We start from the raw sequence: 23,720 nt of genomic DNA, 5'->3' as shown, positions 1-23,720 counted from the left end.
CGCAATCGCGGAAGCGCACGCCGCGTCAAGCGGCGGACGCTCAGACGACGGCGGATGCGGCCAGTCGCGTCGAGTCCGGCAGCTCGCCCGCGTGCAGCGCGCGCCAGGCGTCGCCGAGCCGGCGCATCGCCTCAGCGGTGACCTCCGGCTCCCACGTGATGGGGACGCGCGCGAAGCGGTCGAGCACGCCCGAGCTCGAGAAGCGGGGCCCGGGCGGCAGCAGCAGCCCGCGGTCGCGCGCGGCGAGCGAGAGGGAGGTCGACCACGGCCCGCCGAGGTCGATCCACGCGGCGAGCCCGCCCGGCACCTCGGGCATCGGCACGCCGGGCAGGTGGGCGGCGAGCCCGTCGGCGACGGCCTGCCTGCCCGCCCGCAGCCGCGCGCTCGCCCGCGCGAGCAGCGCATCCAGGTCGTCGAGCAGCTCGACGGCGATGCACTGCTCGAGCAGCGGGGATCCCAGGTCGATGGAGGGGCGGGCGGCGAGCAGCTGCGGCACCTGCTCGCGGCTCGCGCGGATCCAGCCGATGCGCATGCCGCCCCAGGCGATCTTCGACATCGAGCCGATGAGCAGCGCGGGCCCGTGCGCGGCGAAGGGCTTCGGCGTCCAGCCGCGATCGATGTCGAGCTCGGCGCACGTCTCGTCGACGACGAGCAGCGTGCCGGTCGTGCGGGCGACGGCGGCGAGCCGCGCCCGCTCGAGCTCGGGCATGGTGGCGCCGGTGGGGTTGTGGAAGTCGGCGATCAGGTAGGCGAGCGCGGGCCGCTGGGCGCGGAGCGTGTCGACGAGGTGCGACGCGTCCCAGCCCTCGCCGGGCGAGACGGGCGTCGGCACGAGGCGGTGGCCGGTGCGGCGCAGCGCGTCGAGGGCGTGCGGGAACGACGGCTGCTCGACGACGGCGGCCCGGCCGCGCTCGCCGAAGGCGGCGAGCACCACGGTCATCGCGTGCATCGCGCCGCTCGTCACGACGATCTGCCCCGGATCGGTCGGCAGCCCGCGCTCGGCGTAGCGGGCGGCGATGCGCTCGCGCAGCGGCAGCAGCCCGTCGAGCGAGTAGCCGGGCGTGCCGAGCAGCCCCGCGAGCCGGTCGAGGGCGCGCACGGTGGCGGCGTGGAGGCCGGGCGTCGAGCCGACCGAGGCGATCGTCAGGTCGATGACGCCCTCGTCCGCCGCCTCGGGGCGGTGGATGCGCTGGGCCGGCAGGGCGGCGCGGGTGCCGGAGCCGTGGGTGCGCTGCACGTAGCCGCCGGCCTCGAGCAGCTCGTACGCGCGCGCGATCGTCGCGCGGGAGCGGCCGAGCTCGGCGGCGAGCGCCCGCTCGCTCGGCAGCCGCTCGCCGGCCGTGATGCGGCCGTCGAGCAGCAGCATGCGGATGCGGTCGGCGAGCGACTGCGCGACGGCGGTCGTCGCGCGCCACTCGCCGAGCTGGGTGCCGAGCCGGGAAGCCATTCGCCCAGTCTGCCGCCAACTGGACTGCTCCGGCAGAGCCACTTGCCCGCGAGTGGACCGCGCCACGGGCATGACGGATGCGGTGTGATGAGGTGGTGCACCGCATCCGCCGCCTCTTCCTGCCGATCGACTCGCTGGGCCCGGCCGACACGGCCGCCCGCGTCGGGCAGCTGCTCGGCGGCCTCGTGCTCTACGGGCTCTCGCTCGCGATGCTCATCCGCGCCGACCTCGGCGTCGGCCCGTGGGACGTCTTCTCGCTCGGGATCGCGAACCACCTGCCGATGAGCTACGGCACCGCGACCGTGGTCGTCTCGGGGATCGTGCTGCTGCTGTGGATCCCGCTGCGCCAGCGCGTCGGCATCGGCACGCTGCTGAACGCCCTGCTCGTGGGGCCGGCCGCCGACGTCGGCCTCTGGCTGCTGCCGGAGGTGGACGCCCTCTGGCAGCAGATCCTGCTGCTCGCCGGCGGCATGGTGCTGCTCGCGTTCGCGACCGGCTTCTACATCGCCGCCCACCTCGGCCCGGGCCCGCGGGACGGGCTGATGACGGGGCTCGTGCGGATCACCGGCTGGCGCGTGTGGATCGTGCGCACCCTCATCGAGGGCACGGTGCTGCTCATCGGCTGGCTGCTGGGCGGTCCTGTCGGCGTCGGCACGGTGGTCTTCGCGTTCGGCATCGGGCCGCTCATCGGGCTCTTCCTGCCGCTCTTCGAGCGCCGGCGCACCCGTCGAGCGAGCCGGCTGCGCGCCGCGCGGCTCGCGGCCTCGACCGCCCGCTGAGGGCTGCTTGGGCCCTCCAGAGGCCCGAAACGCGTTCGCGAACCGCGAAAAACCCCGGAAATCGCGGCGTGTCGGGGTGTTCTTCCGCGAGAACCCGGGCCTCAGGGCTACGTTCGGGGGTGGTCGGAGCCCAACGGGCCCCGGCGGAATGCCCGCCCCAGGCGGGACGGACATGCCACCACCAGGAGGACACCATGGCTGAGACCATCAACAAGACCACCCTCGCTTCGAAGATCGCAGCGACGACCGACCTCTCGCAGGCCAAGGTCACCGCGGTGCTCGACGCGCTGTTCGACGAGGTCTCGTCGGCCGTCAAGGCCGGCGACAAGGTCTCGATCCCCGGCTTCTTCAGCGCCGAGCGCACGGAGACCGCCGCCCGCACGGGCCGCAACCCGCAGACGGGCGAGGAGATCAAGATCGCGGCGGGCCACCGCGTCAAGCTGACCGCCGGCTCGAAGCTGAAGGCCGCCGTCAAGTAGGCACCAGCACACAGCAGCGAGCGGGGTCCGGCCGAGAGGCCGGGCCCCGCTCGTCGTGCATCGCTATCGTGGTGCGCACGGTCCGTCCCGCGCACGGGCCCGGCATGGAGGTCGGCACAGCGTGAGCGACGAACGGGACGGGTCCCGCTCCCGTCAGGTGGAGGCCGCGGAGGCGCTCGCGAGCCGCCTCGACCGCCCCATGGGCCTCCTCGGCGTGGTGTTCCTCTTCGTGGTCCTCGGTCAGCTGCTCACCTCCGATCCGGGGTGGGCACGGGTGCTGTCGATCACCGGATGGGTGCTGTGGGCGCTGTTCGCCGCCGAGTTCCTGCTGCGCGCGTACATCGGCGGCTTCGGTGCCGCCTTCTGGCGCCGCAACTGGTGGCAGCTCATCTTCCTGGCGATCCCGTTCCTGCGCTTCTTCCGCGCGCTGCAGGCGGTGCGGGCCCTCAGGGTGGCGCGCGTGGCCCGGGTGGGCGGCATCCTCTCCGCCGGCGTCCGCGGCTCCCGCTCCGCAGGCCGCCTGCTCTCCAGCCGGATCGGATGGCTGGCTTCGGTCACCCTGGTGGTCGTCCTGGCCTCCAGCCAGCTCCTCTACGCCATGGAGTCGCACACCGACTTCACCACGGCGCTCCACGAGACGGCGATGGCGACCGTCACCGGATCCGGGATCACCGCCGATGACCCGTTCGCGAAGGTGATGCAGCTCGTCCTCGCGGTCTACTCGGTCGCCGTCTTCGCGGCGCTGGCCGGCTCCTTGGGCGCGTTCTTCCTGCGCGACCAGCTCCCCGCCCCCCCGCGCGTCGCCGAGGACGCTCCGGAGGAGCCTCGCCCGGAGCAGCCGTCCCGTCGCGCCGGGGTCCCGCATAGCCGCGGCGACTAGCCTGGAGCGGTGCAGCGCCTCCGTCTCCTCGCGCCAGCGTTCGCGATCCTCGCGGGGCTGGCCGCGGCCTGGGCGGCGCTCGAGATCGGCGGGGGAGCGGCACCGCTGCCCATCGAGGATCCGGGCCCGCTCGTGCGCTACGGGCTGCCCGCGGCGACCATGGTGCGCAACGTCGCCATCGCCGCAGCCTTCGGCGGGCTCGTGCTGGCGTGCTTCGCGCTCGCACCGCGCAGCCGCGACTGGAACCGCACGCTCGACCTCGCCGCGGCCGCCACCGGCGTCGCGACCGTGCTGCAGGCGTTCGTCGCCTTCGGCACCTTCCGGCAGCTCGTCTCCAACCCCGTCACCGCCGACGACGAGTTCGGCAGCCTGCTGCAGCTGTTCTTCGTCGAGATCGAGACCGGCCGCCTCATCCTCGGCACGCTGCTCGCGCTCGCGCTGCTCACCGTCGTGCTGCTCGTCGCGCGCAGCCCCGCCGCGGCGGCGTTCACCGTGGTCGGCTGGGCGGTGCCGTTCTGGCTCATCGCCTCCGGCGGCCACGCCGGCGGCACCGCCAACCACACGCTCGCCGTCTCGTCGCTGCTGCTGCACCTCATCTTCGTCTCGATCTGGCTCGGCGGGCTCATCCACGTCGGCCTCCTCGCAGCCGGCCGCGACGCACCCCGGCCGGCCGGCGCATCCGGCCTCGTGCCCGACGCCGCCTACGGCGACGTGCTGCTGCGCTACTCGAGCCTCGCGATCGCGAGCTTCGCCGTCGTCGCCTTCACCGGCGTCGTCTCGGCGTGGGTGCGCATGGAGGGCGACTGGCTGAGCGGCTACGGCGTGCTCTCGCTCACGAAGGCCGCGCTGCTGCTCGTGCTCGGCGCCTTCGGCGCGTGGCAGCGGATGCGCATCCTGCGCCCCGCCGGCACGGTGCGCGCGCGGGTGCCCGGCCGGGCGGTCGCGCTGCTCCTCGCGCTCGAGCTGACCGTGATGGGCGTGACGGCCGGCGTCGCCGCCGGGCTCGCCCGCACGCCGACGCCCGTGCCCGAGGCGCCTCCGGGCGCCGAGGCGAGCCCTGCCGAGATCCTCACGGGGCGGCCCCTGCCGCCCGAGTTCGAGCCGGCGCGGCTCGTCGACCAGTGGGCGCTCGACCCGCTGTGGACGGTGGCGCTCGCGATGCTCGCGTTCTTCTACGTCGCCGGTGTCGTGCGCCTCGCGCGGCGCGGCGACCGCTGGCCGATCGGCCGCACCGTGTCGTGGCTCGCGGGCATCGCGCTCTTCTGGTGGTGCACGAACGGCGCGCTGAACCTCTACCAGGAGTTCCAGTTCTCGCTCCACATGCTCGTGCACATGCTGCTCGGCATGGCGGTGCCCGTGCTGCTCGTGCCCGGCGCCCCCATCACGCTCGCGATGCGCGCGATCGCCAAGCGCCGCGACGGCACGATGGGCGGCCGCGAGTGGCTGCTCGCGATCGTGCACTCGAAGTACATGCAGGTCGTCGGCTCGCCGCTCGTGGCGGCGCTCATCTTCGTGTCGAGCCTGTGGGTCTTCTACTACACGGGCATCTTCGCGTGGGCGATGACCGACCACCTCGGCCACGTGTGGATGGTCGTGCACTTCGTCGGCTCCGGCTACCTGTTCGTGCAGGCGATCATCGGCGTCGACCCCGGCCCGGCCAAGCCGCCGTACGCGCTGCGCCTCGTGCTGCTGCTCGGCGCGATGGTGTTCCACGCGTTCTTCGGCCTCACGCTCATGGAGGGCGAGGCGCTGCTGCTGGCCGACTGGTTCGGCGCGATGGGCAACGGCGTCGACGCGCTCGAGGATCAGCGGGTCGGCGGCGGCATCGCCTGGTCGATCGGCGAGATCCCGACCGTGATCCTCGCGATCATCACGGTCGTGCTGTGGTCGCGCAGCGACAAGAAGGAGCAGGTGCGCACCGACCGCGCGGCCGCTCGCGACGGCGACGCCGAGCTCACCGCTTACAACGCGATGCTCGAGAAGATGGGGAAGCGATGAACGACCAGGCCCAGGACACCGGCGCCGACGACGCCCCCGAGCAGTACCTGCCCGAGGAGCTCGCCGCGCTCGCGGAGGGGCGCGCGGTGCGCCTGCGCCTCGTGCGCCACGCCGAGACCGAGCACAACATCAACCACCTGATGCAGGGCTGGTCCGACTCGCCGATCACTGAGCGCGGCCACCGGCAGATCGAGGCCGTCGCGCAGCACCTGGCGGCCGAGCGCTTCGACCTCGCCTTCTCCTCCGACCTGCAGCGCACCCGCACGACGGCCGACGGCATCCTCGCCGCGCTCGACCCGAAGCCGCCGCTCGAGCACCTCGAGCTGCTGCGCGAGTGGCACTTCGGCGCCCACGAGGAGCGGCCCTCCGCCGACGTCTGGCGCGAGGTGATCGTCGAGCACGGCTTCGAGGTCGACCGCGAGCTGAGCGCGCTGCGGGCGATCGCCGAGCAGGTCGGCTGGCGCGGGCTCTTCGACACGATCGCGCAGCTCGACCCGACCGGCCAGGCCGAGGAGGCCGCGGCGACCGTGATGCGCGCCGACGCCGCGCTCGAGCACGTCGTGCGCGCGGCGGGCGCCCTCGAGCGGCCCGCGGCCGACGAGGTGCACGTGCTCGTGGTCTCGCACGGCGGGTTCATCACGTCGCTGCTGCGCCAGCTCGTGCCCGAGCTCACGCCCGACGTCATCCTGCCGAACTGCTCGATCACGACCGTGTCGCTCGCGGCAGGCACCACCGTGTGGCGCCTCGACGGGCTCGGCGAGACGGCGGATGGGCCGGGTCCGGCCGCGTAGGCACGCAGCGCCCACCGCGGGGCGGGCGAGCCGTGCAATGGTGGAGGGCATGGCTTCGATCCCCGAGCAGTACCGCTACCTGACCGACGCGCCGCTCTTCGCGCACCTCGCGACCGTGCGGCCCGACGGCTCCGTGCAGTCGAACCCGATGTGGTTCCTGGTCTCCGGCGACGAGGTGCGCTTCACGCACACCCGCACGCGCCAGAAGTACCGCAACCTGCAGGCGAACCCCACGATGAGCCTGTCGATCGTCGACCCGGCGCAGCCGCTCAAGTACGTCGAGCTGCGCGGGCACCTCGCGGGCGTCGAGGACGACCCGACGGGCGCCTTCTACGTCGAGCTGCAGAACCGCTACGGCAACCCGTCGGAGCTCGCGCCGCCCGACGCCGCCGAGCGCGTGATCCTGCGCATGGCGATCGACAAGGTCACCGGCCGGGTCTGACCGCCCGCCCGCTCAGGCGGCCGCGACGAGCACCGGGGCGGCGGTCGCGAGCGCGACGACCACGAGCAGCACCGTGAACGCCAGGCTGAGCCGCTCGGGCCGCACCCGCGCGGTGATGCGCGAGCCGAGCAGCGACCCCACGACCGCGGCCCCGGCCGCGAGGGCCACGACGCCCCAGTCGAGCGTGAGGTCGAGCGTCAGCCGCGAGCCGAGCGCGACGGCGCTGTTGATGGCGATCACGAGCAGCGAGGTGCCGACCGCCACCGGCATCGGCAGGCCGAGCGCGAGCACGAGCGCCGGCACGATCGCGAAGCCGCCGCCGACGCCGAAGAAGCCGGTCAGGAGCCCCACGCCGGCCGCGGCCGCGACGAGCACGCCGACGGCGCGGCAGTCGCAGCGGAAGGGGCGCAGCGACACCATGGGCGGCCGTGCCGGCTCCGGCGCGGCACCCGCCGCCTCGGCACGGGCCGCGCTGCGCCGCCGCGCCGTCATGAGCGCGGCGACCACGAGCATGAGCACGGCGAAGGCGAGCAGCAGCACCCCCTCGGGCACCGATGTCGACAGCAGCGCGCCGAGGACGGCGCCGCCCGTGCCGAGGAGGCCGAAGACGGCCCCCTGCCCGAGGCGCACCCGTCCCGCGCGCATCGCAGGCAGCATCCCGATGATCGCGGCGAGCCCGACGATGATGAGCGAGCCGGCGGTCGCCTCCTGCGGCGCCATGCCGAGGAGCAGGATGAGCGCCGGCACGGCGAGGATCGAGCCGCCGCCGCCGAGCGCGCCGAGGAGCAGGCCGACGACGAGGCCGATCGGGGCGGCGAGCAGTGCCACGGGCTTCCTCCGGGGTCGAGGCGCTCGGGTGTCGCGCGCTGCAGGGGTTGGCACGAGTATACCCCCGGGGGTATTCTGAGGACCAGTCCCGACAGCAGGAGGATCCGGTGCAGCAGACGACCACCATCGACCGCGACGCGGTCCGCGCCCTCGAGCGCGAGGCCCTCGAGCGGCTCGCCCTCGCGGCGGGCGACCGGTCGATGTGCGCGATCTCGCGCGACGGCCGGCCGCACGTCGCGGCGAAGTACCACGAGGGCGCCGTCTCGGCGCTGGCCGAGGTGCGTCGCGGGCTCCCGGCGGGCGTCGCGCCCGATGACGCGGACGAGCTGGTGCGGGCAGCGCTCGAGCGCTGGACGGCGCAGGCGGAGCGCAACCCGGATGCGCCGGCGTGGGTCGCGTACGCCGCCGGGGGCCGCGATGCGCTCGCCCGGCTCCTGCAGCCGGTGACCAGCGGCTAGACCCGGATCAGCGCGCGCTCGCACCGCCGCGCAGCGGCTGGATCTCGGCGTTCGGCCCTGTCCTCGGCGGCAGCGGCGCCTGCAGCGCGATGCGCTCCGGCTCGGGCTCGACCGGGTGCTCCCGGAGCACGTCGACGACGTGCTCGGTGACGTCGCGCGGCCGCCCGTCGGCGGTGCGCAGCACCTCGATGTCGGTGCAGGCCAGGCCTCCGACCTGCTGCGGCGCCTCGGCGAACCAGTAGCCGGCCACGCTGTAGGCGGCGTCCGGCTCGAGCGGCGTCCACTCCTCGCCGCCGGCTCGCCGGACCTCGACGCGCGACACCTTCGAACCGGCCGCGGCGCCGGGATCGAGCGCGTAGCGCAGCCCTGCGTGTGCGTGCAGCCAGCCGCCGGTCCAGCGGAACGGATCCGGGTCGAGGGCGCCGTCGGCGCCCGCCTGGAGCTGCTGGAGCACCTGGGCGCCCGTGACGAGGCCGCGGGCGAGCTGCGCGCCGACCGGCATGAGGTGGAAGAGGTCCTCGAGGCGGATGTCCCCGGGCGCGATGTGCGTGCCGTAGCGGAAGCCCCGCATGTGGCCGATGTCGGCACCCGCCGCGTGCCGCAGCGCGGCCGAGAGGAAGTCGTGGGACGTCCCCGAGACGACCGCGGCGCGCGCGTCGGGCGCGGCCTCCGGATGGCTCGGCTCGGAGCGGTGCAGGGCGATGGTCGTGCGACCGACCACCTGGTCGATCGGCCGCTCCAGGCGCGCCCCGCTCATCGGGTCGGTGTGGGGCAGGAACCCGGGGCCGGCCACGAACGGCTCGCGCACCTCGCGGATCGCGGCGGCCATCGCCGGGTCCTCCGGCACGCTGTCGTCCACTGCGTGGAGGCGGTAGCTCCAGTCCGCGATGCGGCCGGCCTCCACGCGGAGGTCGAGCTGCGCGACGCGCGTGCCGTCCTGGCCCGCCTCCGAGACCAGGGCACCGGTCGACGTCACGACCGGCTCGTGCGTCTCCTCGTGCATGTCCGAGGAGAGCACGACGTCGATCCCGGGATTCCGCTCGGCGATCAGGATGTTCTTCGCGAGCCCGAACTCCGAGATCAGCACCACGAGGTCGACCCGCTCCTGCTCCCGCAGCGCCCGCACGTGCGCGGGGATCTCCGCGGCGTCCGCGGTGAACCGGATGCCGCGCGTCACCCAGGGCCCGAGCGCGTTGATCGCGCGCTCGCTCGAGAGCCCGACGACGCCGACCCGCAGGCCGCCGACCTCGAGCACCCGCCGCGGTGGCAGCAGCAGCGAGTCGGAGCCGTCGTGGTAGGCGTTGGCGGCGAGCGCACCCCAGCGGTGGCCGACGCCGCGCGGTCCGGTCCCCTCGCCGAACAGCTCGAGGAAGCGCTCCTTGCCGTACAGGTAGTCCCAGTTCCCTGGGGCGTAGAGGTCGACGCCCAGCCGGTCGACCGCGTCGACCAGCGCCCGGCCGCGGGTGAAGAGCGCCTCGGCGCCGCCCTGGATGGTGTCGCCGGTGTTGACGAGCAGGCTGTCCGGGCGCTCAGCGCGGATGCGATCGATGAGCGCGGCCATCCTGGCGAGGCCGCCCTCGCTGCGGGCCGCGGCACCGGAGCGCAGGTTCGGCCGCGGCAGCAGGTGGCCGTGGAGGTCGCCGATGTGGATGAGCGTGATCTCCGACATGGACGCACCATACCCCCAGGGGTATCGTTGCGTCCATCGCAGCGGAGCGCTGCGGATCCGGATCGAAGGAGAGCGAAGCATGAGCTACAGCATCAGCACCACCGTCCGCCAGCCGTTCGACCAGGCGCTCAGCGCTGCCCGCGACGCGCTCTCCGCCCAGGGGTTCGGCGTGCTGACCGAGATCGACATGGCCGCGACCCTGCGGCAGAAGCTCGACGTCGAGATCCCCCAACAGGTCATCCTCGGGGCGTGCAACCCGCCGCTCGCGCACCAGGCGCTCCAGGCCGAGGAGTCCATCGGGCTGCTGCTGCCGTGCAACGTCGTCGTGCGCGCGTCGGCCGAGGGCAGCACGACGGTCGAGGCGCTCGACCCGCTCATGATGCTGCAGGTCACCGGCAACGAGCAGCTGCGCCCCGTGGCCGAGGACGCCGCACGCCGGCTGCGGGCCGCCATCGACGCGGTCGAGGCCGCCTGACCCGAGAGGCGCGGGGCGACCCCGCGGGTCACTCCCTCGCGGGCAGGTGCACCTCGATCTCGTACAGCTCGCGCGGGTCGGCCTCGTCGACGCGCTCGCCCGAGAGGCCGAGCTTCGCGTAGAACGCCTTCGCGACCTCGAGCGACTGCCACTCGAGCACCCGCACCTTCGTGTGGTGCTCGGCCCACTCCCGCACCGCCTCGAACAGCGCCGTGCCCGCCCCCCGGCCGCGCGCATCCGGCGACACCCACAGGTCGTGCATGCGGGCGATCGACCAGTCGCGGTGCGGGGCGGGCCCGTAGTCCTGGGCGGCGGCGTAGCCGAGCAGCTCGCCGTCCTGCTCGGCGACGACGATGTGGTGCGCCGGGTTCTCGACGAGGGCGACGAGGCGCTCGCGGTAGCGGTCGACCTTCTCGTCCTCCTCGTCGGCGTGGCGGTGGGCGGCGAGGAGCGGCAGCAGGGCCTCGGCGTCAGCGGTCGTCGCCTGTCGGATGCTGATCGCGCCGTCGCCCATGCGGTCAGCGTATCCGTCGGATCAGTCGGATCAGGCGGCGTCGACGTGCGCCGCGCACGCGGGCTCGCACGCCTCGCACGTCGGCACCTGCTTGCGGCACGACCAGACGGCGCAGTTGCCCATCCCGCCGGTCGGCGCGCCGCAGCGGCCGCACGTGCCGAGCACGGCGGCGCCCGAGCCGAAGTCCATCGTCCGCCGCTCGTCGAAGACGTACAGCGAGCCCTCCCAGAGGCCCTGGTTGCCGAACGTCTCGCCGTAGCGCACGATGCCGCCCTCGAGCTGGTACACCTCCTCGAAGCCGCGCGAGCGCATGAGCGACGAGAGCACCTCGCACCGCACGCCGCCGGTGCAGTAGGTGACGACCGGCTTGTGCTTCAAGTGGTCGTAGGCGCCCGAGTCGAGCAGCGCCACGAAGTCGCGGGTGGTGTCGACGTCGGGCACGACCGCGCCCCGGAAGCGCCCGATCTCGGCCTCGAAGCGGTTGCGGCCGTCGAAGAGCACGACGTCGTCGCGCTCGGCGACGAGCTGGTGCAGCTCGCCGGGCTTCAGGTGCCGGCCGCCGCCGACGACCCCGTCGGCGTCGACCGCGAGCTCGTCGGGGGAGCCGAAGGTGACGATCTCGTCGCGCACCTTCACCGTCAGCCGCGGGAAGTCCTCGCCCGTGCCGGCCGACCACTTGATGTCCATCCCGCGGAACCCCGAGTACTCCCGGGTCGCCCGCGCGTACCGCTTGCACGCCTCCACCGGTCCGCCCACGGTGCCGTTGATGCCGTGCTCCGAGATGATGATGCGCCCGGTGAGGCCGAGCGACGTGCACAGCGCGTGCTGCCACAGCCGCACCGCCTCGGGGTCGGCGATGGGCGTGAAGCGGTAGTAGAGCAGCACTCGGTGCATCCGACGATTCTCCCAGCCGCCGGCGGCCGGCGACGCGCGGCGCTGTGGGGGAGCGCCAAGGGCGAGCGGATGCGCCGACGGGGTCGGGCAGGATGGATCCCCGTGAACATGTGGTTGCAGTGGCTGCTCGCCATGACCGTGAAGAGCCGTGGCAAGCCGGAGCTCGGCATCGGCGACGTCGCGAAGACGTCGTTCGTGGTGCTGCCGACCGACATCGACCTGCTCGGGCACATGAACAACGGCCGCTACCCCTCCTACATGGATCTCGCGCGCGTCGACATGACGAACCGCACCGGCATGTCGGCGGTGCTCTCGAAGGCGGGCATCTACGCGGTGGTCGGGCAGTCGTCGATGGTCTACCGCCGCAGCCTCGACCTCTGGCAGCGCTTCGACATCGAGACCGCCGTGCTCGGCGCCGACGACCGCGCCATCTACCTGCAGCAGCGCTTCGTCGTCGACGGCGAGCTGCACGCGCGCGGCGTCGTGCAGGGCCGCTTCATCGAGAAGGGCGTCGGCACGGCGAAGACCGCGCGCGTCGTCGAGGTGCTCGAGGCCGCCGGCATCGTCGTCGACCTGCCCGAGCTCGACCAGCGCGTCGCCGACTGGGCCAAGCTCAACGCGCTGCCGCCGGCCCGCGCGAGCCACGCCTCCGACTGGGCCGGACGCATCCCGCGCTAGTCCGCCGCGCGCCTACGGGCGCAGCAGCTCGAGCGCCGCGTGCGCGGCGTTGTGGCCGCCGAGCCCTGAGACGGCGCCGCCGCGGCGCGCGCCCGAGCCGGCCATGAGGATCCGCGCGTGCCCCGTCGCGACGCCCCACGCCTCGGCGACCGAGGTCGGCTCGTGCTCGAGCCACGGCCACGACAGCGGCCCGTGGAAGATGTTGCCGCCCGGCATCGCGAGCGCCTCCTCGATGTCGAGGGTCGTCCTCGTCTCGATCGCGGGCCCCGCCGCGCCGTCGAGCAGCAGCGGCCGGATCGGCTCGGCGAGCACCGAGTCGAGCGACGCGACCACCGCCTCCTCGAGCGCCACGCGCATCCCGTCGTTCGTCTCGGGCGTGAGCAGCCGGTCGGGCACGTGCAGGCCGAAGACGGTGAGCGTCTGGGCGCCGGATGCGCGCAGGTCGTCGCCCAGGATCGTCGGGTCGGTGAGCGAGTGGCAGTAGATCTCGCACGGCAGCGGCTGCGGGATGCGGCCGTCCGCGGCCTCCGCGTACGCGCGCTGCAGCTGCGTGTAGGTCTCGTTGATGTGGAAGGTGCCGCCGAAGGCCGCCTCCGGCGCGACGTCGTCGCGCAGCCGCGGCAGGCGCGACAGCAGCATGTTGACCTTCACCTGCGCGCCCTCGGGCCGCGGGGTGGCGACGCCCGCCTCGCCGAGCAGCGCCGAGAGCACGTGCGGTGCGACCGCCGAGAGCACGAGGTCGAACTCGGCGGTCAGCTGCGTGCCGATCGCGAGCCCGGGCGAGCCGGTCGGGAGCCCGCCGACGCGCTCCTCCCACGTGACCTCGGCGTCGGGCGTGACGCGGGTGACGGTGACGCCGGTGAGGATCTTCGCGCCGGCCGCGCGCGCCGCGGCCTCGAGGCTGCCGGAGACCTGCCCCATGCCGCCGATCGGCACGTCCCAGTCGCCGGTGCCGCCGCCGATGACGTGGTACAGCAGGCAGCGGTTCTGCTCGAGCCCCGGGTCGTCGAGCGCCGCGAACGTGCCGATGAGCGCATCGGTCGCGATCACGCCGCGCACGAGGTCGTGGCCGACGGCCGCCTCGATCGCGTCGGCGATGGGGGCGTCGACGATCTCGGACCACGCGGATGCGGCGCCCGCGGCCTCGCGCGCGGCCTGCCGCGTGGGCAGCGGCTGCGTCAGCGTCGGGAACAGGGCCGCGGCGAGCCGCGTGGTGCGGTCGTAGAACGCCGCGAACCCGTCGGCGTCGTCGGCGGCGCCGACCGCCGCGAACGACGCGCGCGTGGCCGCCTCGTCGCCCGCGTCGACCAGCAGCCCGCGGTCGCCGCCGGGCACGGGCGTGTAGGAGGAGTAGCGGCGGCGGGCGAGCCGCACGTCGAGGCCGAGGTCGCGGATGATCTGCTCGGGCATGAGGCTGACGAGGTAGCTGTAGCGCGACAGGTTGGCGTCGAGCCCGTCGAACGCCTGCGCGGAGACGGCAGCGCCGCCCACGTGCGGCAGCCGCTCGAGCACCGTGACGTCGACGCCCGCGCGGGCCAGGTAGGCGGCGGCGGTGAGGCCGTTGTGGCCCCCGCCGATGATGGCGACGCTCGGCACTGCTGCTCCTTCGCTGGGGCGCCGACGCACGCGGTCGGCGCCGGACTCGACCCTGCCGAGGCCAACCCAACCACACGTGGCTCCCCGGCGGCGAGGCCCCGTGCACCGCCCGGCGCCGCGGCCCGCCGTCCGCGCGCGCATACGATATGCGGCATGACCGACCAGCCCAGGGACGACGACTTCGACGCCCTCATCGCCGAGGGCATCGAGCGCGCGGAGGCGCAGCGGCAGCTCGCGTCCGACGACGACGAGCCGATCGTGCCGGACGGCGCCGGGCTCGGGCTGACCGAGCCGATCCAGGTCGTCGACGAGCAGGACGCCGACGAGGACGCGCCGCTGCAGGCGCCGCCGCTGCCCGACTCGGGGCCGGCGTTCGAGGTCGACGACGCGACGTTCGCGGCCGCGGTCAACCCGTACGTGCCGGTCGAGGCGCCGGGGCTCGCGCGCTCGCCCGAGGAGCCGCCCGCGAGCGGCTGGTCGCTGTCGCAGGAGGTCGCCGACGTGCCGACCGTGCAGATGGACGTCGCCGAGCTGCAGTCGGAGCTGGCCGCCGTCGCGCAGGCGCCGGTGCCCGAGGATGCCCGCGTGGTCGAGCCGGCCGACACGGCCCCGCCGGCCCCGCTCACGCGGCGTGCCGTGCACCCCCGACCGACCGACGCCGAGGACGCCGTGGCGCGCGAGCACCACGCGGTGACCCCCGAGCCGCAGCTGCCGCCGCAGGACCAGCCGCGCCTGGGCGGGCTCGCCGCCGCCGTCTCTGCGCGCGCCCGGGCCGCCGAGCCGCAGCTGCCGCCCACCGAGGCGATGTCGGCGGTCGACCTCGAGCAGGAGCTCGCGGCACCCGCGCCCGCCCCGGCCGTCGAGCCCGGGCCCGCTCCCGAGCCCGTCGCATCCGCCCCCGCACCGGAGCCGACGCCTGCACCTGCGCCTGCAGCCGCGCCGACGCCTGCCCCCGAGCCGCCAGCACCTGCGCCCGAGGCCGTGCCCAACCCGGTCGCGGCGGCCCCCGCGCCGGCACCGGTCGAGCTGACCGACCCGGCCACCGACGACGCGCTCGCGCTCGCGGCGATCGAGCGCGTGCGCCGCTGGCTCGACCGGCCGGGCGCCGCGAAGCCCGACCGGGCCGCCGAGCGGCTCGCCGGCCTGCTGCAGGACCCGGCCGGCCTCGACTTCGCCATCGGCTTCGTCGACAAGGTCGTGCGGCCCGAGGACCCGAAGGTGAGCGCCCGCAACTTCGAGGCGCTCAGCCGCGACATCCCCGGCTTCCTCGACTGGTACCTCAAGCTCGGCATCACGGTCGGCGGCGGCTTCGGCATCGTGACGCCGAAGCTCATCATCCCGCTCGTGAAGCGGGCGATGCGCGAGATGGTCTCGCACCTCGTCATCGACGCGACGCCGGGCCGGCTCGCCCGGCCGCTCGCGAAGCTGCGCGAGGACGGCACCCGCCTCAACATCAACCTGCTCGGCGAGGCGGTGCTCGGCGAGGAGGAGGCCGCGAGCCGGCTCGAGGGCACGACCGCGCTGCTGCGCCGCGACGACGTCGACTACGTGTCGATCAAGGTGTCGGGCGTCGCGCCGCAGCTGCAGCTGTGGGCGTTCGACGAGACCGTCGACCAGGTCGTCGACCGCCTGCTGCCGCTCTACCGGCTCGCCGCCGAGTCGAGCCCGCCGAAGTTCATCAACCTCGACATGGAGGAGTACCGCGACCTCGACCTCACGATCGCGGTCTTCGAGCGCCTCCTCACCCGGCCCGAGCTCGCCCGGCTCGAGGCCGGCATCGTGCTCCAGGCGTACCTGCCGGATGCGCTCGCCGCCTACCGCCGGCTCGCGGCGTTCGCGAAGGAGCGCCGCGCGAACGGCGGGGCGGGCATCAAGGTGCGGCTCGTGAAGGGCGCGAACCTCGCCATGGAGCGGGTCGACGCCGCCCTGCACGGCTGGCCGCTCGCGGTCGTCGGTTCGAAGGCCGCGAGCGACGCCAACTACAAGCGCGTGCTGCAGGAGGCGCTCCTGCCCGACAACGCGTTCGCCGTGCGGCTCGGCGTCGCGAGCCACAACCTCTTCGACCTCGCCTACGCGGCCGAGCTCGCCCGCCATCACGGCACCCACCAGCGCATGGACGCCGAGATGCTGCTCGGCATGGCCGCCGAGCACCGCGCCGCCGTGCGCGAGGACTTCCCGAGCCTCATCCTCTACACGCCCGTCGTGCGGCCCGACCAGTTCGACGCCGCCGTCGCCTACCTGATCCGCCGGCTCGAGGAGAACGCCTCCGGCGAGAACTTCATGTCGAGCATGTTCTCGCTCGACGACCCAGCCGTGTTCCAGCGCGAGCGCGACCGCTTCCTCGCGTCGCTCGAGCTGCAGCGCACCGAGGACGCCGCGGGTGCGCCGCGGCCCACCCGCACCCAGGACCGCCTGGGCGACCTCGCCGTCTCGGTCGCGCACCCGGACGGCTTCGAGAACGAGCCCGACAGCGACCCGTCGCTCGCCGCCAACCGCGCGTGGGCGCGGCAGATCGTGCAGCGCGCCGCCGACTCGCAGCTCGGCGTGCGCACCCTCGAGCTCAACCGCATCGAGGACTGGCCGACGCTCGAGCGCCGCATCGACAAGGCGGCGCAGGCCTCCGACGGATGGGCGGCGCTGGGTGCGGAGCGTCGGGCCGAGGTGCTGCGCGACGCGGCCGAGACCCTCGGTGTGTACCGGGGCCGCCTCATCGAGGTGATGATGGCCGAGACGGGCAAGACGCTCGCCGAGGCCGACCCCGAGGTGTCGGAGGCGGTCGACTTCGCCCGCTACTACGCCGAGCAGGCGCCGCTGCTCGAGCAGCTCGACGACGCGCGCCCGAAGCCCGTGCACCTCACCGTGGTGACGCCGCCGTGGAACTTCCCCGTCGCGATCCCGTGCGGCGGCGTGACCGCGGCGCTCGCGACCGGCTCGGCCGTCATCCTGAAGCCCGCGCCCCAGGCTCGGCGCTCGGCGGCGGTGCTGTGCGAGGCGCTGTGGGAGGCGGGCGTGCCGCGCGAGGTGCTCGTGCTGTGCGACGTGCCCGAGGGCGACGTGTCGCAGCGGCTCGTCTCGCACCCGGCCGTCGGCAGGCTCATCCTCACCGGCTCCTCGAAGACGGCAGAGCTCTTCACCTCCTGGCGCAGCGACCTGCCGATCGTCGCCGAGACGAGCGGCAAGAACTCGATCATCGTCACGCCCTCGGCCGACCTCGAGCAGGCGGCGGCCGACATCGTGCGCAGCGCCTTCCTGCACGCCGGGCAGAAGTGCTCGGCCGCATCCGTCGTCATCCTCGTCGACACCGCGGGCGACAGCGAGCGGTTCCGCCGGCAGCTCGTCGACGCCGCGTCGACGCTGCGCGTGGGCTCGCCGCTCGACGCGCGCACGCACATCGGCCCGCTCATCGAGCCGGCGTCCGGCGCGCTGCTCGAGGCGCTCACCACCCTCGAGCACGACGAGGAGTGGCTGCTCGAGCCGCGGCGGCTGGATGCGTCGGGCCGGCTCTGGTCGCCCGGCATCCGCGACGCGGTGCTCCCGGGCGCGAGCACGCACCTCACCGAGCTCTTCGGCCCGCACCTGTCGCTCATCGAGGTCGACACGCTCGACGAGGCGATCGAGGTGCAGAACGCCACCGAGTTCGGGCTCACCGCCGGCATCCACTCGCTCGACCCCGACGAGGTCGCGCACTGGCTCGCCGAGGTGCAGGCCGGCAACCTCTACGTCAACCGCGGCATCACGGGCGCGATCGTGCGGCGGCAGCCGTTCGGCGGCTGGAAGCTCTCGCAGGTCGGGCCCGGCGCCAAGGCCGGCGGCCCCAACTACCTCGCGACGCTCGTCGACTGGGAGCCTGTGCCGTCGGAGCCCAAGAAGTCGGTGCGCCTGCACGGGCTCGACAAGCGGGTCGCCGAGCTCATCGAGGCGGCGACGCCCGCGCTCGACTTCGTCGAGTTCGACCGCGTGCGCGCCGGGGCCAACAGCGACCAGACGTGGTGGGAGGAGGAGTTCGGCCTCTCCCGCGACGTCTCGGCGCTCGGCGTCGAGCGCAACGTGCTCCGCTACCGGCCGGCCGAGGTGCTGCTGCGCCTCGCCGAGGACGGCCAGGTCGTCGACCTCGTGCGCCTGCTCGCCGCCGCCGCCCGCACGCGCGCCGTCGTGCGCATCTCGAGCGCCGTGGAGGTGCCGAGCGGCATCGTGCGGCTCTCGCGCCACGCGCTGCCGCACGTGCGCATCGAGGAGGTCGTCGAGGAGTCGGACGCCGCCTTCCACGAGCGCATCCGCTCGGGCGAGGCGCTCGAGCCGGTGCAGAGCGAGGATGCGCTCGGACTCATGCGCGTGACCGAGCCGGTGCGGCGCATCCGCCTCATCGGCACCGACCCGGGGCTGCGCGACGCGCTCGCCGGCAATGCTCGCATCGCGGTCTACGACGGCCCCGTCACGACCGAGGGCCGCATCGAGCTGCTGCCGTTCGTGCGCGAGCAGGCGGTGTCGATCACCGCGCACCGCTTCGGCAACCCCGACAAGGTGCTGCAGGCGCTGCGCGTGTGACGCGCAGGAGCCGGTGCTTGACTGGCTCCATGCGGTACGGATACAAGGCCAGCGCCGAGCAGTTCTCGCCCGCCGAGCTGCTCGACCTCGTGCAGCTCGCGGAGCGGGTCGGGCTCGACAGCGCGTTCATCAGCGACCACCTGCAGCCCTGGCGGCACGAGGGCGGCCACGCGCCGAACGCGGTCGCCTGGCTCGGCATGGCGCTCGAGCGCACCTCGTCGATCGTGCTCGGCACCTCGGTGCTCACGCCCACGCTGCGCTACCACCCGGCGGTCGTCGCGCAGCAGTTCGCGACGCTCGGGCAGGTGCACCCGGGCCGCCTCATCCTCGGCGTCGGCACCGGCGAGGCGCTCAACGAGCAGGCGATCGGCGTCGAGTTCCCCGAGCTGAAGGAGCGCTTCGCGCGGCTGCGCGAGTCGGTGCGCCTCATCCGGCAGCTGTGGGCCGAGGAGCGGGTCGACTTCGAGGGCGAGTACTACGCGACCCACGGGGCGACGATCTACGACCGGCCGGATCCCGCCGACGCGGGCTCGCGCATCCCCATCTACGTCGCCGGCGGCGGCCCCGCGACGACCCGCTACGCCGCGCGGTTCGCCGACGGGCACATCTGCACCTCCGGCAAGGGCGACGAGTACTACCGCGACACGATCGTCGCGAACCTCGAGGAGGGGCTCGAGAAGGCCGGGCGCGCCTCGGCCGAGGTCGACCGGATGATCGAGATCAAGGTGTCGTACGACCGCGACGCCGACGCTGCGCTCGAGCACACCCGCTTCTGGGGCGCGCTCTCGCTCACGCAGGAGCAGAAGCACGCGGTGCACGACCCGATCGAGATGCAGCGCCTCGCCGACGAGCTGCCCATCGAGCAGGTGGCGAAGCGCTGGATCGTGGGGTCGGATGCGTCGGCGGTCGCGGGCGCGATCGCCCACTACGTCGACCTGGGCTTCACCCACCTGGTGCTGCACGGGCCGGGGCACGACCAGCGGCGCTTCCTCGAGCAGCTCTCGGAGGACGTGCTGCCGCTCCTGCCCCGGTAGCCGCGCAGCTCAGGCCGGCGCCGCCTCCGTCGCCACCCGGCGCACGAGCGGCAGCGCCGCCGACGTCACCGCGAGCGTCACCGCGGCCGCGCCGAGCGTGAGCAGCGCCCACGTGAGCACCGACCCGGGGCTCGACATCCAGAGCATGAAGGTCGGCAGGATCAGCAGCAGCGCCGCCCCGGCGGCCCCGCCGACGCCGATGACGAGCGGCAGCGCCACCTGCTGCACGATCGCAGCGCGCATGACGGGCAGGTCGACGCCCATCCGGTGCATCGCCTGGTGCTCGCGTCGCTGGTCGAGCACCTTCGCCGACTGGGCGATGCCCGCGAGCACCGCGCCGAGCACGCCCGCGATCGCGATCGTGAGCGCCGCGCCGGTCGCCATGTCGGCGCTCAGCTGGTCGGTGCCGCCGGCCATCGCCGGCGCGAGCGACGCGAAGCCGCCGGCCATCACGGCGATCGCCATCGCGCCGACGATGTTGAACGCTCCGCGCGGGTCGTCGACCACGCGGCGCGCGGCGAGCAGCGTCGCGGGGCTGCGGGCCCCCTTCGCGACGAGCCACGCGACGCCCTGGATGACGAGCGGCCCGAGCAGCGTGTACGCGAGCACCACGATCGACACGAGCGCGATCGACACCGCCGTCTCCTTCGGCACCAGGTCGAGCACCACCACGACGACGTAGGCGGCGGCGGCGAGCACGAACGCGGCGGCCCGCCAGAGCGACAGCCGCCGGGGCCGCACCCGCTGCGCGACGCCGAGCGGGGTCACGTGCACGCGGCGCAGCGACGCGAGCGCGGCGCCCACGGCGATCGCGACGACCGCGCCGCCGGCCGCAGCCCACACCCACACGGGCGGCAGCAGCTCGGTGGGGCCGAACGGCTGCCCCTGGAACTCGATGCGCGCGAGCCCGGGCGTCACGGCGAGCGCGAGCATCGCCCCCACGAGCACGCCGACGACCGCTTGCGCGAGGGCGTCGAGCACGGCGAGCGCGGTCACCTGGCCGCGCGTCGCGCCCGCGAGCCGCAGGGCGGCGAGGCGGTCGTCGCGCCGGGCGACCGCGAGCCGCACGGCCGCCTGCGCGAGCGTCCAGACCGCCGGCAGCAGCAGCGCGGCCGCCACGAAGGCGAGGGTGAGCACGAACGCGCCCGACGACGCATCCACGACGCCCGTCTCGAGGCGCATCCGGAACGCCTCGACGCCGCCGAGCACCGCGAGGAGCGCCGCGGTCGCGAAGGCGAAGGCCGTCGCGCTCAGCACGTCGGTCGCGCGGGGCCCCGTGGCGCGGGCGAGCCGCAGCCAGAGCCGCAGCGCGCTCATCGCGACGCCCCTGCCGTCGCCGCCGGCTCGTCGCTGACGATCCGGCCGTCCTGCAGCCGCACGACGCGCGAGCACATCGCGGCCACCTCGGGGTCGTGCGTCACGACGACGAGCGAGGCGCCGTGGCCGAGCGTCGCGCCGATGAGGAGGCTCATCACCGCGTCGCCCGTGGAGCGGTCGAGCGCGCCCGTCGGCTCGTCGGCGAAGACGATGCCGGGGCTGCCGACGAGCGCGCGGGCGATCGCGACCCGCTGCGCCTGCCCGCCCGAGAGCTCGCCCGGCCGGCGCGTGAGCATGTCGCCGAGGCCGAGCCGGTGCAGCAGCGCGCCGGCCGCCGCCTCGGCGCCGGTGCGGGAGCCCCCGCCGAGCATGAGCGGCAGCGCGACGTTCTCGATCGCGGGCAGCTCGGGCAGCAGCTGCCCCGACTGGAAGACGAAGCCGAAGTCGCTGCGGCGCAGCCGGGTGCGCTCGCCGTCGCGCATGGTCGCCAGGTCACGGCCGCGCCACGCGACGCGGCCGTCGTCGGGGGCGACGATGCCGGCGAGCACGTGCAGGAGGGTCGACTTGCCGGAGCCCGAGGGACCCATGATGGCGACGGCCTCCGGGCCGTGCGCGCCGATGGTGATCGAGACGTCGGCGAGCGCGGGCGCTGCCGCGTCGCCGGTGCCGTAGGTGTGGGTGAGACGCTGCGCGTCGAGTCGGTCGCTGTGCATGGCCCCATCCGAGCAGCGCCGGGGCCGCCGCGGGCGGGATGCGGCCGCCTTTGCATCCTGGGGCGGATGCGGATCATCCGTGCGGATGACCAGGCCCCCTTCCGTAGGCTGGTCGAGTGACGATCGCCGCAGAGAGCACCCCCGCGCCGCGGCCCGCGCCGTGGCCGCGCTCGCTGACGATCGCCGCCGAGGGCGCCCCGACGCATCCGATCGCCATCGTGCCCGCGGCGCTCGTCTCGCTCGGCGCGGTGCTGCTGTTCTGGGTGCTCACCGACTGGGGCTACCTGCCGCTCGTCGCGGGCGTGGTCGGCGGCATCCTCACCGACCGCGCGGGCCGCTCCCGCAGGCTCGGGCAGGACCTCGCGCTCATCGCCATCGCGCTCACGTGGATCAGCTTCATCTCGCTGCACGCCGACATCACGAACGAGGGCATCGCGCGCTTCACGGTCGCGCTCGGCGGCGCCGTGCTCATCCCGTACGTCATCACACGCTGGGGCTTCCAGGACCACGCGATCCGCTTCCCGTGGGCCGGCGGGCGCTGGACGCGCCGCATGTGGACGTACCTGGTGGCGGTCATCTTCCTCGCCTACCTGATCCTGCCGTTCTACTTCCTCACCTCGGGCGTCTACCGCAACTGGCCCGCGGTGGACGAGGCGCACGAGGTGGCGCGGCTGTTCGTGGGCGTCAACGCCGTGGGGCTGTGGGACGAGCTGTTCTTCATCTGCACCGTCTACACGCTCCTGATGCGGCACTTCCGGCCGTGGCTCGCCAACCTGCTGCAGGCGGCGATCTTCGTCTCGTTCCTGTGGGAGCTCGGCTACCAGTCGTGGGGGCCGCTGCTGACGATCCCGTTCGCGCTCGTGCAGGGCGCGATCTTCTCCTGGACGAAGAACCTCTTCTACGTCGTGACCGTGCACCTGCTGTTCGACGCGGTCGTGTGGCTCGTGATCGTGCACGCGCACCACCAGGAGGCGCTGCCGATCTTCCCGCTCGTGCACGGGTTCTGACCCGCGCTCGGGCCTCGCGCATCCGGGGTTCCGGATGTCGGCCGCCGGGCGTAGCGTCGCCCGCATGGCCATCGCACGCTACCCCTCCGTCGTCATCGACTGCCCCGACGCCGCCGCCCTCGGGCGCTTCTACGGCGCCCTGCTCGACTACACCGTCTCGGAGGCCGACGACTGGGTCGAGATCCGCGGCCCCGAGGGCCAGTGCATCTGCTTCCAGCAGGTCGAGGGCTACGCGGCGCCCGACTGGCCGGGGCAGCAGCACCCCCAGCAGATGCACCTCGACGTGGTCGTCGACGACCTCGAGGAGGCCGAGGCGGCGACGCTCGCGCTCGGCGCGACGAAGCACGAGCACCAGCCCGGCGAGACCTTCCGCGTCTTCCTCGACCCCGCCGGGCATCCGTTCTGCCTCTGCGTCAGCTGACGCCGGGCGGCAGCGCCACTGCCGCCTGCACCCCGACGCGCGTGAAGCCCAGCGCGTCGGCGATCCGCAGCGAGGCGGGGTTGCCCACCCGGCAGCGCCACTGCGCGACGAGCCCCGCGTCGATCGCGGCGGCCACCGCCGCGGCTGCGGCTGAGCCGCCGAGGCCCCGTCCGCGGTGCGCGGCGGCGGCGACGACGCCGATGTGCGCGATCGTCGAGCGCCACCGCTGGTAGCCGGCGACCGCGAGCGGCTGCGCGCCGTCGCGCACGGCCCAGTGCCGCTCCATCGGCTCCACGCCCGACTCCTCCCACTGCTCGAGCGCGACGGCCTCCCGCACGAGCACGAGGTCGCGGTCGGTCGCCGGCACGACCTCGTGGGGCGGATGCGCGGGGCGCGTGCCCGTGAAGAGCAGGTGCGCCGAGGCGATCGCGCGCGAGCCCGGCAGCGCCTCGGCGATCGCGGCCGCGTCACGCAGCGCCGCGCGGCCGAGCGACCGCGTGGCGGCGAGCGCCGCGGCCGGCCCGGCGACGACCATCGCGGTGCCGAGCTCGACCACCACCACCGAGTCGAGGTCGACGCGCTCGATGGGCGTGACGCCGTCGCCGTCGAAGGCGCGCGGCGCGGTGCCCAGCGCCTCGGCCCACGCCGCCCGGAGCCGCGCGCGGTCGCGCTGCGGCACATCCGGCATGCCCATCATGGCGACCAGTGTCGTCCTCGCGTGCTCGGGGCCCGGGAGGCTCGCCCGGCCTAGGCTC

At 74.4% G+C, this 23,720-nt stretch carries 22 protein-coding genes; 13 read left to right on the top strand and 9 right to left on the bottom strand.

Going from position 1 to position 23,720, the window contains the following annotated elements; translation table 11 throughout:
• Positions 1 to 40: 40 nt before the first annotated feature.
• A complete protein-coding gene (gene yczR / locus AC1RNL_RS05965) occupies positions 41 to 1,447 on the bottom strand; it encodes a MocR-like transcription factor YczR (protein WP_128190406.1) in 1,407 nt (468 codons plus the stop codon).
• Positions 1,448 to 1,524: 77 nt separating this feature from the next.
• Here yczR and yczE point away from each other — a divergent pair, with 77 nt between their 5' ends.
• From yczE to AC1RNL_RS05935, 6 genes are all read left to right on the top strand, one after another.
• Positions 1,525 to 2,226 carry a membrane protein YczE gene (yczE, locus tag AC1RNL_RS05960; RefSeq protein ID WP_310123071.1) on the top strand — a complete coding sequence of 234 codons (702 nt, stop codon included), beginning with the start codon at positions 1,525 to 1,527 and terminating at the stop codon, positions 2,224 to 2,226.
• A gap of 194 nt (positions 2,227 to 2,420) precedes the next feature.
• Positions 2,421 to 2,705 carry an HU family DNA-binding protein gene (locus tag AC1RNL_RS05955; RefSeq protein ID WP_128190407.1) on the top strand — a complete coding sequence of 95 codons (285 nt, stop codon included), beginning with the start codon at positions 2,421 to 2,423 and terminating at the stop codon, positions 2,703 to 2,705.
• Between the two features lie 121 nt (positions 2,706 to 2,826).
• Positions 2,827 to 3,585 (top strand): hypothetical protein, encoded by a 759-nt coding sequence (locus tag AC1RNL_RS05950; RefSeq protein ID WP_492934715.1) that lies wholly within the window; start codon positions 2,827 to 2,829, stop codon positions 3,583 to 3,585.
• 9 nt (positions 3,586 to 3,594) lie between these two features.
• Entirely contained in the window at positions 3,595 to 5,583 is a 1,989-nt protein-coding gene (locus AC1RNL_RS05945) for a bifunctional copper resistance protein CopD/cytochrome c oxidase assembly protein (protein WP_492934714.1), read from the top strand.
• Positions 5,580 to 6,374: a histidine phosphatase family protein gene (locus AC1RNL_RS05940; RefSeq protein WP_492934713.1), complete on the top strand. Its 795-nt coding sequence runs from the start codon at positions 5,580 to 5,582 to the stop codon at positions 6,372 to 6,374. Before AC1RNL_RS05945 ends, AC1RNL_RS05940 begins: the two co-directional genes overlap by 4 nt.
• A 49-nt stretch (positions 6,375 to 6,423) precedes the next feature.
• Complete coding sequence (locus AC1RNL_RS05935) at positions 6,424 to 6,816, top strand: PPOX class F420-dependent oxidoreductase (protein WP_128190267.1); 393 nt, start codon at positions 6,424 to 6,426, stop codon at positions 6,814 to 6,816.
• 12 nt (positions 6,817 to 6,828) lie between these two features.
• Here AC1RNL_RS05935 and AC1RNL_RS05930 read toward each other — a convergent pair whose 3' ends face one another.
• Positions 6,829 to 7,644 (bottom strand): sulfite exporter TauE/SafE family protein, encoded by an 816-nt coding sequence (locus tag AC1RNL_RS05930; protein WP_310123059.1) that lies wholly within the window; start codon positions 7,642 to 7,644, stop codon positions 6,829 to 6,831.
• A 107-nt stretch (positions 7,645 to 7,751) separates the two neighbouring features.
• On the opposite strand from AC1RNL_RS05930, the gene AC1RNL_RS05925 reads away from it, so the two are divergent.
• Positions 7,752 to 8,102: a hypothetical protein gene (locus AC1RNL_RS05925; protein ID WP_492934712.1), complete on the top strand. Its 351-nt coding sequence runs from the start codon at positions 7,752 to 7,754 to the stop codon at positions 8,100 to 8,102.
• A gap of 7 nt (positions 8,103 to 8,109) precedes the next feature.
• On the opposite strand, the gene AC1RNL_RS05920 is transcribed toward AC1RNL_RS05925, so the two are convergent.
• Positions 8,110 to 9,771: a bifunctional metallophosphatase/5'-nucleotidase gene (locus AC1RNL_RS05920; protein ID WP_492934711.1), complete on the bottom strand. Its 1,662-nt coding sequence runs from the start codon at positions 9,769 to 9,771 to the stop codon at positions 8,110 to 8,112.
• 79 nt (positions 9,772 to 9,850) lie between these two features.
• On the opposite strand from AC1RNL_RS05920, the gene AC1RNL_RS05915 reads away from it, so the two are divergent.
• Entirely contained in the window at positions 9,851 to 10,246 is a 396-nt protein-coding gene (locus AC1RNL_RS05915) for a DUF302 domain-containing protein (protein ID WP_364193198.1), read from the top strand.
• A gap of 28 nt (positions 10,247 to 10,274) precedes the next feature.
• Here AC1RNL_RS05915 and AC1RNL_RS05910 read toward each other — a convergent pair whose 3' ends face one another.
• Together AC1RNL_RS05910 and trhO are read right to left on the bottom strand one after the other, a co-directional pair.
• Positions 10,275 to 10,760, bottom strand: coding sequence for a GNAT family N-acetyltransferase (locus AC1RNL_RS05910; protein ID WP_128190262.1), 486 nt, complete (start codon positions 10,758 to 10,760; stop codon positions 10,275 to 10,277).
• Between the two features lie 30 nt (positions 10,761 to 10,790).
• Positions 10,791 to 11,654, bottom strand: coding sequence for an oxygen-dependent tRNA uridine(34) hydroxylase TrhO (trhO, locus tag AC1RNL_RS05905; RefSeq protein WP_492934710.1), 864 nt, complete (start codon positions 11,652 to 11,654; stop codon positions 10,791 to 10,793).
• A 108-nt stretch (positions 11,655 to 11,762) separates the two neighbouring features.
• Here trhO and AC1RNL_RS05900 point away from each other — a divergent pair, with 108 nt between their 5' ends.
• On the top strand, positions 11,763 to 12,332 hold the full coding sequence (locus AC1RNL_RS05900; RefSeq protein WP_240671394.1) for a thioesterase family protein: 570 nt from the start codon (positions 11,763 to 11,765) through the stop codon (positions 12,330 to 12,332).
• A gap of 12 nt (positions 12,333 to 12,344) precedes the next feature.
• Here the strand turns inward: AC1RNL_RS05900 and AC1RNL_RS05895 are convergent, their stop codons facing one another.
• A complete protein-coding gene (locus AC1RNL_RS05895) occupies positions 12,345 to 13,928 on the bottom strand; it encodes a phytoene desaturase family protein (RefSeq protein WP_492934709.1) in 1,584 nt (527 codons plus the stop codon).
• Positions 13,929 to 14,081: 153 nt separating this feature from the next.
• Here AC1RNL_RS05895 and AC1RNL_RS05890 point away from each other — a divergent pair, with 153 nt between their 5' ends.
• Both AC1RNL_RS05890 and fgd read left to right on the top strand, forming a co-directional pair.
• Positions 14,082 to 18,473, top strand: a complete 4,392-nt coding sequence (locus AC1RNL_RS05890) for a proline dehydrogenase family protein (RefSeq protein ID WP_492934708.1) — start codon at positions 14,082 to 14,084, stop codon at positions 18,471 to 18,473.
• A gap of 29 nt (positions 18,474 to 18,502) precedes the next feature.
• Positions 18,503 to 19,507 carry a glucose-6-phosphate dehydrogenase (coenzyme-F420) gene (fgd, locus tag AC1RNL_RS05885; protein ID WP_364193187.1) on the top strand — a complete coding sequence of 335 codons (1,005 nt, stop codon included), beginning with the start codon at positions 18,503 to 18,505 and terminating at the stop codon, positions 19,505 to 19,507.
• Between the two features lie 9 nt (positions 19,508 to 19,516).
• On the opposite strand, the gene AC1RNL_RS05880 is transcribed toward fgd, so the two are convergent.
• Positions 19,517 to 20,824 (bottom strand): FtsX-like permease family protein, encoded by a 1,308-nt coding sequence (locus AC1RNL_RS05880; RefSeq protein WP_364193184.1) that lies wholly within the window; start codon positions 20,822 to 20,824, stop codon positions 19,517 to 19,519.
• On the bottom strand, positions 20,821 to 21,537 hold the full coding sequence (locus AC1RNL_RS05875) for an ABC transporter ATP-binding protein (protein WP_246992922.1): 717 nt from the start codon (positions 21,535 to 21,537) through the stop codon (positions 20,821 to 20,823). Before AC1RNL_RS05875 ends, AC1RNL_RS05880 begins: the two co-directional genes overlap by 4 nt.
• 173 nt (positions 21,538 to 21,710) lie before the next feature.
• Between AC1RNL_RS05875 and AC1RNL_RS05870 the strand changes: the two genes are divergently transcribed.
• Positions 21,711 to 22,544 carry a CPBP family glutamic-type intramembrane protease gene (locus AC1RNL_RS05870; RefSeq protein WP_492934770.1) on the top strand — a complete coding sequence of 278 codons (834 nt, stop codon included), beginning with the start codon at positions 21,711 to 21,713 and terminating at the stop codon, positions 22,542 to 22,544.
• Between the two features lie 64 nt (positions 22,545 to 22,608).
• Positions 22,609 to 22,965: a VOC family protein gene (locus tag AC1RNL_RS05865; RefSeq protein WP_492934707.1), complete on the top strand. Its 357-nt coding sequence runs from the start codon at positions 22,609 to 22,611 to the stop codon at positions 22,963 to 22,965.
• Here the strand turns inward: AC1RNL_RS05865 and AC1RNL_RS05860 are convergent.
• Positions 22,958 to 23,662 (bottom strand): GNAT family N-acetyltransferase, encoded by a 705-nt coding sequence (locus AC1RNL_RS05860; protein WP_492934706.1) that lies wholly within the window; start codon positions 23,660 to 23,662, stop codon positions 22,958 to 22,960. The genes AC1RNL_RS05865 and AC1RNL_RS05860 overlap by 8 nt on opposite strands.
• Positions 23,663 to 23,720: the final 58 nt, after the last annotated feature.

This window comes from Agrococcus sp. GW821-FHT14H11 (genome assembly GCF_058803545.1).
This window is presented reverse-complemented; position numbering and strand designations above follow the sequence as displayed.